Origin of the sequence: Nocardia sp. NBC_01327, from assembly GCF_035958815.1 — a bacterium.
Classification (GTDB): Bacteria; Actinomycetota; Actinomycetes; order Mycobacteriales; family Mycobacteriaceae; genus Nocardia.
On sequence record NZ_CP108383.1, the window covers coordinates 6,451,145 to 6,468,607 of the forward strand.

General features: G+C 66.2%; 19 protein-coding genes. 8 read left to right on the forward strand and 11 right to left on the reverse strand.

Annotation, left to right across the window (positions count from 1 at the left end; genetic code table 11):
- Positions 1–86: 86 nt before the first annotated feature.
- Genes OG326_RS29695 through OG326_RS29710 form a run of 4 tightly spaced genes read right to left on the reverse strand, consistent with a single transcriptional unit; the run spans position 87 to position 4,460 of the window.
- A complete protein-coding gene (locus OG326_RS29695) occupies positions 87–998 on the reverse strand; it encodes a short-chain dehydrogenase/reductase (protein ID WP_327140433.1) in 912 nt (303 codons plus the stop codon).
- A complete protein-coding gene (locus tag OG326_RS29700) occupies positions 998–2,470 on the reverse strand; it encodes a flavin-containing monooxygenase (RefSeq protein ID WP_327140434.1) in 1,473 nt (490 codons plus the stop codon). The genes OG326_RS29695 and OG326_RS29700 overlap by 1 nt, the downstream gene beginning before the upstream one ends.
- Positions 2,471–2,502: 32 nt before the next feature.
- Positions 2,503–3,513, reverse strand: a complete 1,011-nt coding sequence (locus OG326_RS29705) for a PDR/VanB family oxidoreductase (RefSeq protein WP_327140435.1) — start codon at positions 3,511–3,513, stop codon at positions 2,503–2,505.
- A 56-nt stretch (positions 3,514–3,569) separates the two neighbouring features.
- Positions 3,570–4,460 carry a metal-dependent hydrolase gene (locus OG326_RS29710; RefSeq protein WP_327140437.1) on the reverse strand — a complete coding sequence of 297 codons (891 nt, stop codon included), beginning with the start codon at positions 4,458–4,460 and terminating at the stop codon, positions 3,570–3,572.
- Between the two features lie 97 nt (positions 4,461–4,557).
- On the opposite strand from OG326_RS29710, the gene OG326_RS29715 reads away from it, so the two are divergent.
- Positions 4,558–5,172 (forward strand): TetR/AcrR family transcriptional regulator, encoded by a 615-nt coding sequence (locus OG326_RS29715; protein ID WP_327140438.1) that lies wholly within the window; start codon positions 4,558–4,560, stop codon positions 5,170–5,172.
- 11 nt (positions 5,173–5,183) lie between these two features.
- Here the strand turns inward: OG326_RS29715 and OG326_RS29720 are convergent, their stop codons facing one another.
- The gene (locus tag OG326_RS29720) at positions 5,184–6,413 is read right to left on the reverse strand and encodes a helix-turn-helix domain-containing protein (protein ID WP_327140439.1); all 1,230 of its coding nucleotides are present in this window, start codon (positions 6,411–6,413) and stop codon (positions 5,184–5,186) included.
- Between the two features lie 27 nt (positions 6,414–6,440).
- Positions 6,441–7,919, reverse strand: a complete 1,479-nt coding sequence (locus OG326_RS29725) for an N-acyl-D-amino-acid deacylase family protein (protein ID WP_327140440.1) — start codon at positions 7,917–7,919, stop codon at positions 6,441–6,443.
- Between the two features lie 183 nt (positions 7,920–8,102).
- Between OG326_RS29725 and OG326_RS29730 the strand changes: the two genes are divergently transcribed.
- The gene (locus tag OG326_RS29730) at positions 8,103–8,903 is read left to right on the forward strand and encodes a GNAT family N-acetyltransferase (RefSeq protein ID WP_327140441.1); all 801 of its coding nucleotides are present in this window, start codon (positions 8,103–8,105) and stop codon (positions 8,901–8,903) included.
- 234 nt (positions 8,904–9,137) lie between these two features.
- Positions 9,138–9,302 (forward strand): hypothetical protein, encoded by a 165-nt coding sequence (locus OG326_RS29735; RefSeq protein ID WP_327140442.1) that lies wholly within the window; start codon positions 9,138–9,140, stop codon positions 9,300–9,302.
- A 21-nt stretch (positions 9,303–9,323) separates the two neighbouring features.
- Here OG326_RS29735 and OG326_RS29740 read toward each other — a convergent pair whose 3' ends face one another.
- On the reverse strand, positions 9,324–10,133 hold the full coding sequence (locus tag OG326_RS29740) for a DUF1206 domain-containing protein (RefSeq protein WP_327140443.1): 810 nt from the start codon (positions 10,131–10,133) through the stop codon (positions 9,324–9,326).
- A 71-nt stretch (positions 10,134–10,204) separates the two neighbouring features.
- On the opposite strand from OG326_RS29740, the gene OG326_RS29745 reads away from it, so the two are divergent.
- Positions 10,205–10,579: a hypothetical protein gene (locus tag OG326_RS29745; RefSeq protein WP_327140444.1), complete on the forward strand. Its 375-nt coding sequence runs from the start codon at positions 10,205–10,207 to the stop codon at positions 10,577–10,579.
- A 39-nt stretch (positions 10,580–10,618) separates the two neighbouring features.
- On the opposite strand, the gene OG326_RS29750 is transcribed toward OG326_RS29745, so the two are convergent.
- The 4 genes from OG326_RS29750 to OG326_RS29765 form a co-directional block, all read right to left on the reverse strand.
- The gene (locus OG326_RS29750; protein WP_327140445.1) at positions 10,619–11,923 is read right to left on the reverse strand and encodes a family 1 glycosylhydrolase; all 1,305 of its coding nucleotides are present in this window, start codon (positions 11,921–11,923) and stop codon (positions 10,619–10,621) included.
- Between the two features lie 207 nt (positions 11,924–12,130).
- Positions 12,131–12,985 (reverse strand): universal stress protein, encoded by an 855-nt coding sequence (locus OG326_RS29755; RefSeq protein ID WP_327140446.1) that lies wholly within the window; start codon positions 12,983–12,985, stop codon positions 12,131–12,133.
- Positions 12,986–13,054: 69 nt separating this feature from the next.
- The gene (locus OG326_RS29760) at positions 13,055–14,215 is read right to left on the reverse strand and encodes a low temperature requirement protein A (protein ID WP_327140447.1); all 1,161 of its coding nucleotides are present in this window, start codon (positions 14,213–14,215) and stop codon (positions 13,055–13,057) included.
- Positions 14,216–14,220: 5 nt separating this feature from the next.
- Complete coding sequence (locus OG326_RS29765; protein ID WP_327140448.1) at positions 14,221–14,700, reverse strand: universal stress protein; 480 nt, start codon at positions 14,698–14,700, stop codon at positions 14,221–14,223.
- A gap of 181 nt (positions 14,701–14,881) precedes the next feature.
- Between OG326_RS29765 and OG326_RS29770 the strand changes: the two genes are divergently transcribed.
- From OG326_RS29770 to OG326_RS29785, 4 genes are all read left to right on the forward strand, one after another.
- Entirely contained in the window at positions 14,882–15,838 is a 957-nt protein-coding gene (locus tag OG326_RS29770; RefSeq protein WP_327140449.1) for an alpha/beta fold hydrolase, read from the forward strand.
- A gap of 160 nt (positions 15,839–15,998) precedes the next feature.
- Positions 15,999–16,820, forward strand: coding sequence for a helix-turn-helix transcriptional regulator (locus OG326_RS29775; protein WP_327140450.1), 822 nt, complete (start codon positions 15,999–16,001; stop codon positions 16,818–16,820).
- 50 nt (positions 16,821–16,870) lie between these two features.
- Entirely contained in the window at positions 16,871–17,029 is a 159-nt protein-coding gene (locus tag OG326_RS29780) for a hypothetical protein (protein WP_327140451.1), read from the forward strand.
- A gap of 79 nt (positions 17,030–17,108) precedes the next feature.
- Complete coding sequence (locus OG326_RS29785) at positions 17,109–17,456, forward strand: VOC family protein (RefSeq protein ID WP_327140452.1); 348 nt, start codon at positions 17,109–17,111, stop codon at positions 17,454–17,456.
- The last annotated feature ends 7 nt before the right edge of the window (positions 17,457–17,463 follow it).

Below are 17,463 nucleotides of genomic sequence, written 5' to 3' on the forward strand. Positions count from 1 at the left end.
GGCTGCCCTGCGCAACAGTGCTCAATAGTCGTCCTTCACGTTCCCCCCACTGTAACGCCGGTCACTCCGGCAGCACACCGCCTCCGTCACACCGATGCCCGGCCGCGACTGTGCTCGGCCCCGCGCACTCGCTGTTCGACCGCGTTCACCAATTCGTGCACCCGGGCGTCGCGGGCCAGCTTGCTGTCCAGTACGACGTTCACCGCACCGCGCAGCAGGGCATAGGGCTCCCAGCCGATCGGGGCGATGGTGCGGGGTGCGCGGCGGGCGATGCCGTCGGCGATCGTCAGGGCGGCCTGGTGTGCGGTGATCCGGACACTGAGCGGCCAGGGCAGCATATCGCCCAGCCGGCGGCCCAGCTCGTCGTCATCGAGGGTGTCATGGGTCATCGCGGTTTCCACGACGCCGAAGTAGGCGACGCCCGCGCTCGCGCCGACGGCGGCCAGCTCGACCCGCAGCGCGCGGCCGAGTTGTTCGACGGCCGCCTTGCTGATCATGTAGGGCGATCCGCCCACACCCGGTGCGAACGCGGCGGCCGAAGAGACCACGACCACATGACCTTTCGCGGCAATGACGTGCTCGAGCGCGGGGCGCACGGTATTGAACACCCCGGTGAGATTGACGCCGATCACTCGATCGAAGTCGCGGCCGTTCATGACGCGCAGTGTCGCGGGCTTGGGCACGATACCGGCATTGGCGACAACGACGTCCAGCCGTCCGAAGCGCTCCACCACGCGGGTGGCCACCTGCTCCATCGCCGTACGATCGGCGACATCGGCGGTGATCGCCAGCGCACGCCCACCGAGCGCGTCGGCCGCGGCACGGGCGCCCCGCTCATCGATATCGGCCAGTGCCACCGACGCGCCGCGCGCGTACAGAATCCGCGCCAGCTCCAAGCCGATGCCCTGACCGGCGCCGGTGATCAAGACCGCCTTGCCGCTCACGTCGTAGGACGGGCCCGCGGTCCAGCCGAGCGGGTTCCACACACCGATGCCCATCACGCACTCACCTCATAAGAATCGATATCGAATCGGCTTGTGCGGCGGCGGTATTCGAAACTCCAGTTCGGATACAGACCCGCATTGTGGCCGTCGGCCGTCGTGTAGTAACTCTGGCATCCGCCGGTGAGCCATACCGTCGAACGACTGCGTTCCGCCATCTCGTCCAGGAACGCCTCCTGCACCTCCGGCCGCACCTCGACACGTTGAGCCCCACGCTCCCGCATGGTGCGCAAGGCGTCCACGATATAGGCGACCTGAGACTCGATCATGAAGACCGCCGACTGATTTCCCGCCGCACCGAACGGGCCCAGCGTGCAGAAGAAGTTCGGGAATCCGGCGAGTGCCGCGCCCAGATAGCTTTGCGGCCGTTTGGCATACACCTCGGCGGCGGTGATGCCGTCGCGCCCGGTGAATCGTTCGAACGCGCCCGGAGCGGATTCGAAACCCGTTCCGTAGATGATGGTGTCGACCGGATGCTCGACACCATCGCGCGTCACGATCGAGTGCGCTCGCACCTCCGCGATTCCGGTGGTGACAACCTCGACATTGTCCTGATCGAGCGCGGGCAGATAGGCATCGGAGAAGATCGCGCGCTTGCAGCCGATCATGTAGTCGGGCGTCAGCTTCCGGCGCAGCTCGGGATCACCGACCTGACGGCGCAGCTGCATCTTGCCCAGCAGTTCGTACGGGTGCCGGAATCTGTTGTCCACGAAGCCGATCAACCCGAATCCCTCGATCAGCGTGTAGTAGCCCCCGCGAATGGCCTTGCCCACCGCGGGCACCCGGCGCAGCAGCGACCGTTCCAGCGCGGAGGTGGTGCGGTCCATCCGCGGCACTATCCATGGCGCCGAACGCTGGAACAGCGTGAGTGCGGCGACCTTCGGCTGGATCTCGGGCACGAACTGCACCGCCGAGGCGCCGGTGCCGATCACCGCCACCCGCTCCCCTGTCAGATCGTGGTCGTGATCCCAGTGCAGCGAGTGAAAGCTCTTGCCCTGGAAAGTTTCCAGACCCGGCAGCGAGGGATACTTCGCATCGCTGAACACGCCGGTCGCGGAGATGACGAAGTCCGCCGTCAGCAGACCGGCGATGGTCTCCACCCGCCAGATCGACGCGTCCTCGTCCCATGCCGCCCGCACAACCTCAGCGCCATAACGGATTCGGCCGGCGACATTGTTCCGGTGGGCCACCGAACGCAGGTATTCGAGAATCTCGCGCTGCCTGCCGTAGGTCCGAGACCAGTTCGGGTTCGGCGCGAACGAATAGCTGTACAGCTGCGATGGGACATCACACGCGCAGCCGGGATAGGTGTTCGCCTGCCAGGTGCCACCGAGGTCGCCGGCGCGCTCCAGAATCACCAGATCGTCGAAACCGGCCTCGCGCAACTTGATCGCGAGCCCGATGCCCGCGAACCCGGCGCCGATGATCACGATATTCCTGTGCTCGGTCGATCCGGTCTGAGTTTCCATGGACGTCGTCGTCCTTTCTAGAGGTCGAGCGGTCAGAGGTCGAGCACAAGACCGTCGTCGGCCGCTCGGGATACGCAGGTGAGCATGGAGGTCGCACGCTCGGAATCGGGCAGGGTGCGGTCGCGGTGCTCGACGGCTCCCGCGAGCACCGCCACTTTGCAGGTGCCGCAGAAGCCCTGCTGGCAGGAGTAGACCACCCCGGGAAGCGCGCGGCGAATCGCGGCGAGCGCGGTCTCCTCCGCACCGACGCGCACCGTGGTCCCGGTCCGCGCCAGCCGGAGGTCGAACTCCTTGCCGTCGATCACCGGCAATGCCGAAAAACGTTCGGTGTGCAGCGATCCTGCCGGGTTGACCACGAACGCCGTGCGCTCCGCTGCGGCCAGCACCGGCGGCGGTCCGCAGACGTACACCGCCGCACCGGGTTCCGCGCGACCGAGCAACTCTTCGATATCCGGGACGCCGAATTCGTCATCCGGACGGATGTCTATCTCGCCACCGGTGCACGCACTCAGCTCGTCCAGAAACGGCATGGTCGCGCGCGACCTGCCGAGATAGACCATCTTCCAGCGGGTTCCGGCGGCATCGGCCGCCCGCACCATCGGCAGGATGGGCGTGATGCCGATGCCACCGGCGACAAACAGATACGAGGGCGCTTCGACGAACGCGAAGGCATTGCGCGGTCCGCGAATTCGCAGGGGATGCCCCGCGCGCAGGACCTCGTGCACCTCACGGGATCCGCCGCCGCCCTCGTGGATATGCCGGACCGCGATCCGATACCGCAGCCGGTCCGCCGGATCACCGCACAGCGAATACTGCCGCTGGCGGCCCGACGGCAGGAACACATCCAGATGCGATCCCGGCGTCCAGGCGGGCAGCCGCGCACCATTTCCCGCGACCAGGCTCAGACTTATGACGTCCGCGGCCTCGGCGCGCACCTCGTCGACAATCAGATCCAGCTCGAACCCGCTGCGCCGCACCGGATTCGGACGCGACAGCATACGCGCGGACCCGCCGGAGACGAATACCCGCTTATAGGTGTCCATGGCGGCAACCAGAGCGCGCATCGTCGCCGGCGGCCTGTACTCCTTCACCACGGCAGTCACTGCGCCGCTCGCGCCGCCGGCGACTGCGCCAGATACCGCAGGGCGACATCCATGGGCCCGAGCTGCGAGGGGTGGAAACCCGGGCGCAGATACCGCGGCATCTCGGTGAAGAACGTCGTGAAGCTCGGAATGACCCCGCGCACAGTCGCAGTGACGAACTGCAGCGGCCAGAACCTGCCCTTGTCCGGCTGCGGATCCTGCCGGTAGAGGTACGCCGTCGACACGATGAACAGCGGCAGCAGCGTCGCGCTGGCCAGCACCGCGGTCCGGGCCTTCCGCGCGTAACTGCCGTCGACGTACATGTACGCGTCGTAGACGACACTCCGGTGCTCGACCTCTTCGGCGCCGTGCCAGCGCACCAGGTCCAGCATCGCCGGATGCATGCCCTTCGCTTCGAGAATGTCGGCCTTCAGCAACCATTCGCCCAGAACGGCGGTGTAGTGCTCCATACCTGCGAACAATCCGAGCCGCTCCTTGAGCCACTCCTGTTTCGCGCGACCGGTCAGACCGTGATCGCCCAGCACCCGATCCACCAGCCACGCAACCATATTCACGTAGGACTCGACATCGAGCCCGATCGATTGCAGATGCCGGCGGGCGCCTTCGTGACTGCTGGCGTGCATCGACTCCTGGCCGATGAATCCCGCGACCTCCTCGCGCAGCCGCTCGTCCTCGATCAGCGGCAATGCCTCGGCGAGGCAGTTCGCCATCGCCCGCTCCCCCTCCGGGAGCACCAGGTGCATCACATTGACGATATGGGTGGCCAGCACCTCGCCGGGGATGTAGTGCATCGGCACCGACGCGAAGTCGAAATGGACGTCGCGAGCATGAATCGCATGCGCTTCGTCGCCGTAGTGGTGCCTCGTCGCACCAGCCTTGTCAGCCATGCCCTGAACGTACAGCGCAACAAATTGCATTGCAATGTATCAGCAACAAATTGCTCCAGAATGTTGCAGAGGGCGTGATTTCTGCTAGCGTCGAAGGGTGACCACTCCGCCTATGACCTCGAAGAACGCCCTCGAAGCAGCCGATTCCGTCGAATCGCGCATCCTCGACGCCGCGCTGGTCCAATTCGAGCAAGTGGGTATCAAGAAGACGACCATCGAGGACATCGCGCGCCGCGCCGGCGTCGACCGCGTGACCGTCTACCGCCGGGTCGGCTCCCGCGATGATGTCGTACAGCACGTCACGACCCGCGAGGTCGCGCGGGTGCTGGCCGAACTGGCCGAGATCCCCGAACGCCACCGGACCCTCGAGGACCTGGTCGCCGATATCTTCGTCACGGTCGTCACCCGCTGGCGCACCCATCCCCTGCTCAACAAGATGCTGGCCCTAGAACCGGAACGGGTTCTGCCGCAACTCACCACCGAGGGCGGACCTACCTTCGTCATGGCGCTCGCGGCGACCACGGGCGCGCTGCAGCGCGCGGTCGAGGACGGCTTGCTCGCGGATTCCGCCGATATGGTCACCCGCGCGGAGATCATCTGCCGAATCGTCCACTCGCTCGTGCTGCAACCGGAGGGCACCACCGCGCTCGGCACCAGCGAGGAACTCGACGCCTTCGCGCGAAAGTACCTGGCGCCCATCATCTCCGGATGAGATCGGCCGCCTCAGCCGAGAGTTGCCAGTGCGAGCAGTTTGGCCAGATCACGCCTGATCAGGTGATGATCGTGGCGCGCCAGTTTCTGCAGCGTGCGATGAGCGCGCCAGTCGTAGCGAATATCCTCCGCACAGGCCCGCTCGACCTGCTGTAGCGCGAACACCGCGGCGAAATCCTCACCGCGCAGGCTGTAGGCGTAGGCGGTGGTCAGGAAGTACCCGACTCGCACATCGATGGCGGAATCATCCGGAATATCGGTCTCTGCCGCCAATCGGATGGCGTCGTCCACCCGTCCCAGGCGCAGGTTGATATCCATTCCGGTGATCGCGGTCTCCTTGACCCCGAAGCGAACTCGCCGATCCGAGGAGTCCGGTCCGAGCTCCTCCGCCAGCTGCCCCGCCTCCGCGAGCAGCGCCTCGGCACCGTCGGCGTCCAGCCGCGCGGCCGCCGCCTCGGCGGCCACCAGCAGCAGCGCACCATCGACGAAAGCCGCGCGCCTATCGTCCCCGGCGTTCAGCCGCAGCCAGTTCGACGCGGTGGTCGCGTAGTCGAAACTCTCTGCGTGATAACCCATTGCCAGCAGCACACTGGTCATATGCCAGCAGCTGATCGAGATGGCGAGCGGCTCGGAGTTGCGGGCCAGAATGCCGATGGGCCGATCCGCGACCAGCCACGCGAGATTGTGCTCACCGACACGGGTGAACAACAGCCGGGCCAGCTGATACGCGTCGACAAGCAGCCGGCCCGACTCCTCGACCGGCCGTGTCGAATCCGACTGCGCCGCAGCGCGAACCACTCGCGCCGCCACCAGCACCCGCGGCAGCTGCGCGGCCAGTTCCGTATACCGGCCGGGCGAGCCGAGCCACACCCGCCAGCACTGCTCCAGCCCATCGCGCACGGAATCGATTGTCGGCGAGCCCGATTCGAGATCGATATCCGGATGTACGGAGGGATGGTTCATCACCGCGCGGGTGAGCGGCGCCATGTCCAGCCCCACATCGTGAGCGATCGGCCGATTCAGCGACGACCAGCCGACCAGTTCCATCGGACTCTCGAAATGCAGGACTTCGGCCAGCCGCGTGGCCATTTCGATGCTGTCGAGGCGGCAGCGGCCGACTTCCACCTGGCGCAACCACTCCTCGCTGCGGCCGGACAGTTGCGCAACCACCCTCCGCGACAAGCCGAGTCGTCGGCGACGCAGCTCGATTCGCTCTCCAGCGGTGAGTATTCGGTGATCCATATCGGAAGCTATTCTGCTCCAACAATCTCACCCCGGATAGAGGGGAACACCCGGCAATCGTCCGGTGAGATGACCTCGGTACAAAACCGGAATACCCGCGACAACAACATCATCGATTCCGGTGGCCAAACGGAATGGTCTGATATATGTGGCGTGATCGCTGATCGCGGCCGGATCGATAACAATTAGATCAGCCGCTTGGCCGAGCGCAATGGTGCCGCGATCGTGCAGCCGGAATCGCGCGGCCGGGCGGGCGGACAGGTGCATCACGGCTTCCTCCCAGGTCCAGTCCCCGAGCTCGATGACATGTCTGCGGATCAGCCGGGCGAAGGTGCCGTAACCGCGCGGATGTGGTTGCTCGCCGATATAGATGCCGTCCGACCCACCCATATGCGCATTGTGGCGCAACAATTCTCGAATCGATTCCTCGTCCTCGGAGAAATCGATCACCACACCGGCGTCAAGTGCGGTATCGACGAGTACGTCGGCGCACAGATCGGCGGGATCGACACCGGCCGCGTCGGCGGCATCGGAAATCCGCATTCCGATCGCCCACCGGTACGACCCGGAGGGCACATGCGAGAGCGTCAATGTCCGCCACTGCGCGGGATCGCTCTCCGCGGCGAACCGCCGGCGCGCACCACGATCGGTCAATCGATCGAGCACGTGGTCGAGTTCGGCGCCGCCGAACCAGTCCGGCAGCATGCGCGCCAGGATGCTGCAGCCACGCCCGTACGGATAGGTGTCGAAGGTGATGTCGATACCGCTGCGGCGGGCGGCGTCCACCAGCCCGACCAGCTGAGCGCTCGGACCGTGATAGTGCGAAACATGCACGGCTGTGCGCGCTTCGCGGCCGATCGCGCAGGCCTCCACCATGCCCAGATCGGCCTGCCGACCGTACCCGCGCATATGGGTGACGTAGGGCAGCCCCCGGCGCGCGGCCGGAGCGCAGAGCGCGGCGAGTTCGTGCACCGTCGCGAAGCGGCCCGGCAGATATCCCAGACCCGACGAAATGCCTGCTGCGCCTTGGTCGATGCCCTCCTCGACGAGCCGGACCATGGCCGCCAGCTGGTCCTCGTCGGGCGCCTTCGGCGATCCCCGCATGACGCTGTAGCGCACTGTGCCGTGCGGCACCAGATAGACCGTGTTCACCGCCGTCGTACCCCGGTAGCCGTCGAGCAGTTCCGCGACGGTCAGCACCTGCCCGGAATCGCTCGGCGCCGAATCGGTCTCCTCCGGTCTGGTGGCCCGATAGCCGTTGACCGCGGCGAAATACCTTGATACCCAGGCCAATGCCGCCGGGGTGGCCGGTGCGAAGGACAATCCGTCCTGCCCCAGGACGACGGTCGTCACGCCCTGCCGCAGCAGCGCCAACTGCGGGCCCTGCTCATGGATGACCGCATCGGCATGCAAATGAGCATCGATGAATCCGGGGACCACATAGCGCCCCGACGCATCGATCTCGTGCCGCGCATGCGCTCCGTCGCAGGCGCCGATCTCCCGCATCCGATCGCCGACAATGCCGATGTCTGCACGGTAGCCAGGGCGACCAGTTCCGTCTAATATCAGGCCGCCACGAATTAGCACATCGAAATGCATTGTCCCCGAAGTTAACCTATCAATAACTGATCGGTGAATGACCGGGGGCAGGTACGGTTTCATGATCCTTTTGAGCAACACTTTCGCGTTATGGCAGCCATGACCGAATTCATCAAAGTCAACGAGCTGAACGAGCTCGATAGCTGGTCCGACCCGATCACCTTGTACCGGGACGTGTTCGGCTTGAAGTCCGACGATCCCGCCCCGAGTTCTCGACTGCTCGCAGCGCTCACCCACAATGGCGGAATTGTGCTCGGCGCCAAGGTTAATGGGCTATTAGCTGGGTTCAGTTACACCTTCCTGGGCCGTGACCTGACCGACGAGGGCCACGCTGCCTCCCTCTATCACTATATGGAGTTACTGGTGGTCCGCGCGGAGCTACGGAACCTCGGGGTCGGCCGGGTCCTGATGCATCGCCTGCGCGATATCTCACTCGCCCGCGGCGTCGATACCGTGCGCTGGGCCTATGATCCGCTGCGCACCGACAATGCCTACTTCTACCTCGATGTACTCGGCGCCCGCAGCCGCGGATTCGCGCCGAATCTGTACGGCGTCGAGGACACTGGACGCGATCGGGGCCGCCCCACCGACCGCATTCTGGCCCAGTGGGACCTGACCGCACCGCCGCACCGGCCCTGGCCGCCACCGCCCGCCGGCCTCGATATCGGGAACCCCGCCATCGATCCCCGAAGCGGAACGGTGCTGCTCGCGGTGCCCTCGGTGTACGGCGAGCATCCCAGCCGCGACCTCGTCGTGCGGCAGCAGCGGATTTGCGCGGTACTCGGCCATCTCATCACGGACGGCTTCCACGCGGTGTCGTGCCGCCGGGCGGCCGACGGCCAGGCCGTGTACCGGCTCATCCGGCGCGAGCCGTCACCGCATCCCCAATAGCTCGTCCCAGATAGTTTGGAACAGAATCACCAGATTCGATTGGCGCCGAATGTCATCGGCGAATTGGATCAATTCCCACCATCGCGCCGTTCCCCCACCGCAGGGGCCGAATATCCGCCAACGCGGATGAGCGATAGCGCCCGCGCGCCTGCCTAGCCTGAATACGAACCGTCGCCGGCCTCGGCACATTCCGTGCCGGACGGCCGATGCGATGGCGAATCGGCGGGAGCCACAATGCTATTCGACACCCAACTGGTACTCGTACTCATGGCTTCGCTCTGGTCGATCGCCATGCTTCTCGCCGTCGCGACGGCGGTGCTCGCCCATGATCCCAAAAAGCGAGCCGATGCCCGGAAAGTGGTCTCCGCGCTCCTGCACTTTCACCTGCCGCCCAGGTGATTTCGGGTCGGCCACGCCCGGCTACATCTTGGTGTACCGGGCCATGGCGAAGCTGTAGAGGCCGTAGGTGATGATGCCCAGACCCGCCACGACGAGCATGACCGCGCCATAGGGTTGTGCGCCAAGGGTTTTGAACGCGCCGTCGAGTCCGGTGGCCTTGTTCGGCTGGGACTGGGTCGCGGCGAGGATGATCAGCAGTCCGGCGGCGGCAATGGCCAGGCCCTTCGCGATATACCCGATCGTGCCGAGCCTGCGCACGAAAGCACTGGTGGCGCCCTTCAGGTCCTGTAGGAAGTTCCGGCTGAACCCCTTGTAGAAGTGATACCCGCCGATCCCGATGATGATGAGCCCGCCCACGATCAGGCAGATCGTGCCCGGCGTGGAGTGCATCAGGCGAGCGGTGAGCCCCGCACTCTGCGCACCGCTGGACTTGCCCCGGCCACGGGCGAATCCCCACGCGGAGAAGGCGAATGCGAAGTAGACCACTGCCACGCAGAATGCCTTGAAGCGATCGACCGCCTCGGCCTTCTTGCTGTCGGCATCGGGTTGGGACGCACTGCCGAGCGCAGCTTCGGCGAGCCGCCACAGCGCCATCATCAGGAAGGCGATCACGCCGATCCAGAGCGCGACAGTGCCGCCCGGCTTGCCGGCCAGCTCCGTCATGGCGCCGGACTGATCGGCGGTATCGCTCGCACCGCCGAACGCGATGCGGATGGCGAGATAGCCGATCAGCAGATGGACGATGCCGCTCATGACGAAGCCGGCCCGCGCGAAACGCTCGAAGACACTGTTCTGCGCGATCCGGCCCGCAAGGGAGGTCGAGTTGTCCATGGTTCCTTCCGGGCGGTCGATCGTCCGATACGGCTGGCCCGCTCACGCCATGATTGCCCCGCTGAGCCGAGATGAATCACCCCGGCGCGGAGATCGTCGGCGTCATCGTCTACAACACCGGTAGCCAGGGTCCGGTCATGGGCTGCCCGCAGACCATCGAGGCGGGTATCACCGACCCGGCCGGCAGTGCGTTCGAGATCACCGACAATGGCGCGCCGTTGCAACCTGTGACGCTCGATCCGAACGGGGATCCGCAGGTGCTGTGGACCCCCGGCAATCTGGGCTGGCACACCATCGAGGTGCGGCAGCACAAGCCGGACGGCTATACCGCGACCGGGCACCTCGATATCGACGTCCACCGCGTCGGAATCAATTCCGGCAGTGTGTGTCTCGCCGACGGACTGCCCCTGTGGATCAATCCGCAGACCGGCTCGCTGTTCACCTGAGAGACCGCGAGCGCCTCGGCGCTGACTCTGCGCGCGGAGTCAGCGACCGGGGACGGTGACCGGGGCGATGCAGCTCGAGGGCAGGTCCTGCAGTGAGCAGAGTGCCGGGGCGCGGGTGGGCAGGTAGCCCGCCGGGACTCCGCCGGAGGTGGCGATGTCGTGGTACGCGCCGACCGCGTCGGTGGGGTGGCGGGTCAGGCCGGGGTCGGTGGTGACGTCGACGGTGTAGAGGCCGAAACGCGGTGAGTAACTGCCCCATTCGTAGTTGTCGGTAATGCTCCAGTAGTTGTAGCCCATGACGTTCATGCCGTCGGCCTTCGCGCGCTGCACCCAGTAGACGGTGTCGCGCAGGTCATCCGCGCGGGTCATGCCGTCGGTGGTGGGTGAGCCGTTATCGGAGGGCATACCGTTCTCGACGATGTAGAGCGGGCGGCCCGGGAACTTCTGCGCGTATCTGCGCAGCACGTAGTAGATGCCCTCGGGCTCGAGCACGAGGCTCGACGGCTGATTGGTCAGCATCGCAGCCAGATTCGGCGGATTGCTCAGCGATCCGCCGTAGTAGTAATCGATGCCGACGTAGTCGAGCTTATCGGCGATCCGGTCGACGAAGGACGCATCGGCCTGCGCCGCACCGATATCGGAGTAGGCGATATTGCTGGTGACCATCGCATCGGACTGCCGGGAGTGGATGTAGTCGTAGATCCCGCGGTGCGCGGTGACCATCCGATCGATCATGGGCGCGACATCGAGCGCGCTGATATCGCCGATCCGCTGCTCCTGTCCCACATACGCCAGCGGCTCGTTGAACGTGACCCACAGCGGATCGGATCCGGCATAGCGATCCACCACCGCACGGGCATTCGTGAGCCAGTCATTGACCATGCCCGGATTGCGCCAGCCGCCGCGATCGACCTCCCACCCCGGGAACACCCAGTGGTCCAGGGTGATCATCGGCCGCATCCCGGCCGCACGGATGCGCGCGATCACACTGTCGTAGAAGGAGAAATCCCAGTCGCCCGGACTCGGCTGCACGCGCGCCCATTCCACGCTGATCCGGTAGACCCCGACACCGATATCGGCCGCATGCTGGATGTCCTCACCGTAGCGATGAAAGAAATCGACGGAATCGCGGTAGGCGTCGGCGCGGCCGGATCCGGCGTATCGGCTCCAATTGCTATCGGGCGCGGAGCCTTCGCTCTGGAACCCGGAACTCGAGACACCCCACAGGAAATTGCCGCCGACAGATGGTAGCCCGGGATCAGCGGACGCACTCCCGGGTACGGTGACCGCGCACAGTGCAGCCAAAGCGGTACATACCAGCGCAAACAGTGCACGATATCCCATCTCAACGAGAGTACCTCCCGGAGAGCCTGTTTCGTTGCGCACCGATCAGATTGCCGGTGCGCTACCCGAACGGGAAGGGCGGCAAAACGCTGACCGGGCGCGACATCCGTCCCGTTTGCTCCATTGCTGCCATTGTTCACCGAACGTTCGGCGCGACGACAGCGGACCGACAGTCGCTGGCGCAGAACAGCATCGCGAGGTGCGGCGTCAGTCCCTGTTACCGGTCGACGGGCGGGCGATAATGGTCGGGCAGCCGATCTCGTCCAGCACCGCCTGGCTGGTGGAGCCGATAATCATGGCGGACAAGGCGTTCCGGCCGTGGCTGCCGAGCACCATGAGCTGCGCATTCGCGGCTCGCTCGATCAGATGATCGACCGCGTAGCCCTCGACGACGGCCCGGTGCACCACGACATCGGGATACCGTTCGCCGTAACCGGCGAGGTTCGCCGCCAGCAGTGCCTCGGGCTCTTCCTCCAGCTCAGGGCGGGTGCCGTGCAGCATAGGTCGTGTCCAGGCGTGCACGGCGACAAGTTCCGCCGAGCGCGAGGACGCTTCGTCGAACGCGATCTGAATGGCCACGGTGCTGTACGCCGATCCGTCGACGCCGACCACCACCGGACCGGGCTTCGCACCGCTGTCGACGGACGTGGCGGGAATCACCGCGACCGGACAGTGCGCCCGGCGCGCCACCGCACTGCTCACCGAACCCAGCACACCGGGGCCGTGCCCGCCCGCGCCGACTACCAGGAGCCTGGCATTCTCCGAAAGGTCGACCAGGACGGAGATCGACGGCGTATCGACCACAAAGGTCTCGATATCCACCGTCCCCACCGGTGCGGCGGCCGCGATTGCCGCCTCCGTCGCCTGCTTGACGACAACATCCCCGTCACGCCGCAGGATCGCCTGGTCCGCGGAGATCGGGGCGTCCTGCTCCGGCACTCCGGCATAAACGAGGTGCAGCGGGCAGCCGTGCCGCGCGGCATCGACCGCGGCCCAGCGCACCGAGGTCAGGGCGGCATCCGAACCATCGATCCCGACAACGATCGGCCGGTTGACAACCATCGCGATCCTCCTCTGCGTCACAGTGGCCTCGACATCCGGTTCCGACGCTACCCGGCCGCGCCGCAGGAGCTAGACCGCCGCTCGGCGAAGCAGGAGCAGCGGCCTTCCCGTAGTGACCGTCCAGTGTTCGTAACCGTTGAGCGCGAGCAGAATCGCGGTCACCAGCGAGAGCATCACGATTTCCGGCAGCAGCGGCGCGGCGACCGCCAGGACGGCGAGCACCGCGGCCCCGGTGGTCCTGCCCACCGTGGCCGCGCCGAACATCCGCCAGCGGTTGAAACAGAAGGCCGATACGTACAGCGCCGCGCCCAGCGGCAGCAGATATCCGGTGACCCCGTGCGCAATCGCCGTCGGGTGCTCGACCATGGTGCGCGCGCCCACCGAGACCAGGACCAGGCCGATCACCAGGAGTACGTGCCCGTAGCTGAGCACATCCCGCACCACGGTGCCGCGCACCTGATTGGTGCGCAGCGAATGCTCCACGGCCGAGAACCCGTACGCGAAGTACAGCCACCACAGCCCGCAACCGAGGACGAAGGTCAGCACCACGCTGCCCCAGGACACCACCCCGAGATTCGCCTGTGCCGCTTCGGAACCGACCGAGGCCACCATCTCACCGAGCGCGATGATGACGAAGGTGCCGAACCGTTCGGGCAGATGGGTGGCCCCGAACTGCACGGTCCCGAGCCGGCGCGCCAGCAGCGCCGGACCGGCGAAGGCCAGCAGGACCGCAATGATCCAGAGCCCGTTGCGAATTCCTCCCGGGGGCGCGAGCGCCGCCGCCACCAGCAGCAGGGCGCTGAGGACGGTCACGGTGTACGGGTTGAACCAATTGCCGAGCGTCCCGGCGTGCGCGAACGAGCCCTTGCGCCGCATCGCGTCCCACAGCAGCAACCGCAGCACCAGATGCGCCACGGCGAGTATCAGGGGCTGGGCGTATCCGGTGAACGCGTGCGGTGCGGTGATCGCGATGACGAAGACGCATAAACCGCAGGCGAACAAGAAGATCCGCTGCCTGTCCGAATCCTCGATCCCGTGCACGGTCAGGGTGGTACCGACCCACGACCACCACATGATCGCGAGCAACAGCACCGTCTGGCCCACCGCTGTCCAACTTTGTTCCACCACCGGCACATGCGCCGCCTGAGTCACCGCGAACACCAGCACCAGATCGAAGAACAACTCCGCCCAGCTGGCCCGCTCGTGCGCCTCGTGTCGAGCTTCCGTCACGCCCGCTACGGTACGACAGTCACCGGCCAGCGACCCGATCTCACCAGCCGCATGGCCACCGAGCCCACCAGCCGGTGCCCCGCCTGCTGCGAGGCGCCGACGACCACCGCATCGGCGCCGAGTTCGTCTGCGGCCTTGGCCAGTTCGGCATAGGCGTCGCCGTGCCTGGTGAGGAACTTCCAGCGGATGGTGTAGATATCCTTGACCCGCTCGACGGCTTCGCGGATCTCGCCGACCAGCTCATCGGCTATTTCGGAGGTCACCGACCGGACGTCGGTCCCCAATCCGGCAGCCATGGCCATCCACGGTTGGACATACACCACCGCGAGCAGCGCGTGCTGCCGCCGCGCGAGCCCGGCCGCGTAAGCCGCTGCCCGCCACGAGGATTCGGAGCCGTCGACCCCGACCGCGATCACCAGCGGACCGTCGGTACCCAGCTCGAAGCCGGAATCGCCCTGTGCCCCCGGAGTCGTCGCCTCACTCACGTCCCCAGCCTAAATCACCACCGGCGCAGCTACGCGAACATCTCGGCGCCCGGGCGGCGAGGCACCCACCCAGGGTGGTGATCTCCTCCCCCTCGGGGGAACGACCCCAGCTCTCGGGGTCCTGATACCGAGGGCGCCCGGGGCGGACAGTTAGGTCATCACCAGCGAACCGGAGCCCGCAATGTCGATATCCAGCCTGATCGCCGCCTCGGCCGAACGTCGTGTCACGGTCTCGACGCGGGATCGGGTGGCACTCGCGGTTCGCGAATACGGCCCGCGCGGAGCGGACCTCACCGTCGTTCTGCTGCACGGGCATTGCCAGCGCACCGAGTCCTGGACCGACGTCCGCGACGCGCTGCTGCGGCAGTATCCCGGCGCCCGGGTCGTCTGCTACGACCACCGCGGCCACGGCGACTCCGCCAACGCACCCCGGCAGACCTACAACCTCGCGCAACTGGGCTATGACCTGCGCGAGGTCCTCGACACCGTCGCTCCCACCGGACCGGTGGTCCTCGTCGGCCATTCGATGGGCGGTATGACCGTGCTGACCTATATCAGCCAGAACCCGCACGAGGTCGGCACCCGCATAGCCGGCGTGGCACTGATCGCGACCGCCGCGAGCGGGCTCGCCGACGCCGGTTTCGGCCGCCTCCTGCGCAATCCGATCGTCTCGGCATTCCAGAGCGCCGTCCGCTATGCCCCGCGCCTGATGCAGCACGCGAAGCTGGTGGCCTGCAAGGTCTTCGCACCGGTCATCCGCACCGCCGAATTCGGCAATCGCAAGGTCAGCGTGCGCGTGCGCAGCCTCGCCAATGCGATGCACAACGAGACGCCGATCGTGACCATGGCGAGTTTCCTGAGCTCGTTCCCGCATTACGACCGAACCGGCACCCTGCCCGCCCTGTCGCGGATCCCGACCCTGGTGCTGTGCGGTTCCGCCGATCTGATGACGCCGCCCTCGCATTCCATCGCGATGGCCGCCGCCGTCGAGTATTCGGATCTCGTGATGATCGAGGGCGCCGGTCACTCCGTGATTCTCGAACAGCCGGTACACGTGGCTGAGGCGATCGCCCGCCTGATGACCCGGGCAGGCGGCACCGGCCGAATCGCACAGCCGCACCTCACCCTCGTCGCGTAATTGCGGGACATCCGGCCTGGGATGGCTGCAAACAGTTTGCTACCGCCCGCCGCACTCGGGGTGAGGCGTGTGCACCACCCGGACGGCCGATATGGTACGGATAAAAGGGTGGTCGAAATCTTCTTCACCAGCTAGTTCGTCGTTCCAGGAGTGATGCGCCGTGACTGTCCAGCAGACCGCGGATCACGAATATCCGCCGCAGCCACCCACTCTCGGGCAGTTGCTGCGCAGACTCCGGGACGCGCGGCAGATTTCCCGCGAGCGACTGGCCTTCGCGGCCGGCGTGAGCGTCAGCTACCTCACCCACCTGGAACAGGGGCAGCGCGAGCGTCCGACGCATTCGGTGGTGAAAGCGCTGGTACAGCAACTGGATACGGTCGTCACGCTGTCGGACACCGAGCGCAGGCATCTGCACGATCTGGCGGGTCTGGCCGAAACCGCGGTACCCACCGTGGCGCAATTGCAGGCCGAGATCACCCCGGGGATGCACCGCGTCCTGGCCCTGCACTCCCCCGGTCCGGCCGCGTACTTCGATATCCGCCTCAATCTGCTGGCGCGCAATAACGCCTACGCCGCAGCGCTTCCGGGGCTGACCGAAACGGGCAACTGGGTCCACTGGATGTTCGGCAACGAACTCTCCAAGCAGGTCATGGTCGATTGGGAGCAGGAGGCCGCACTCGCGGTGTCGCGGCTGCGCGCCACCCTGGGCGGATCCGGGAGCCCGGCCTGGTTCGCCGAACTGATCACCGAATACGGCGTCTACCCGCACTTCCGCCGCCTGTGGGCACACAGCGCCGCGGCCTTCGGGCGGGCGCGGATCCCGGTGGAGCTGCGCGACCCCCTGACCGGCGCCCGCACCCGCTACTTCAGCCAATCCTTCGGAGCGCACTCGATCCGCTATCCCGGCTGGATCGGTTTCGTCTCCTGTCTCCGCCTGCCCGGAGCGGTCGAGAGCACCGGTAACCTCACGTCAACACTGTAGGTCTACAGTAGGCATCACGGCTGCTCATACGAGCCGGCTAGGAGGACCGCATGACCCAGAAGGCAGTGCACGATCACACCGGCAATAGCGATCGGCCGCTCAGGTGGCCCGATCCCAGTCCGCTGAGCAGTTGGTGGGACACCGTCATGGACCTGCCACACGGCGATACCGTGCCGAAACCAGGGGCCACGGGCGCGCACGAGCTCTGATATCGGGCGCGCGGCATACTGTCGGGATGCAGGACTCGATACTCGACACCATGCTGTGCGCGCCGGCGGCGGTCGCCGGATGAGCATTCGCCGAGTGGTGCCCGACATTACGACCGCGGATCTGGCCGAGAGTCGAAAGTTCTACGGCCTCATCGGGTTCGAAGAGGTCATGGACCTCGGCTGGGTGGTCACGATGGCCTCGCCGTCGAATCCGACGGCACAGGTCACGCTGGTCCAGCCGGGGGCGGACTACGAGCAGCCGGACTTCAGCGTCGAGGTTGCCGATGTGGACGCGGTGCACGAAACCCTCACTGCCGCAGGCGCCGACATCGTGTATGCCCTGCGGGACGAACCCTGGGGCGTACGCAGATTCTTCGTACGCGATCCGAGTGGGCGCATCGTCAATGTGGTGAGCCACCGCCACTGAGCGGATC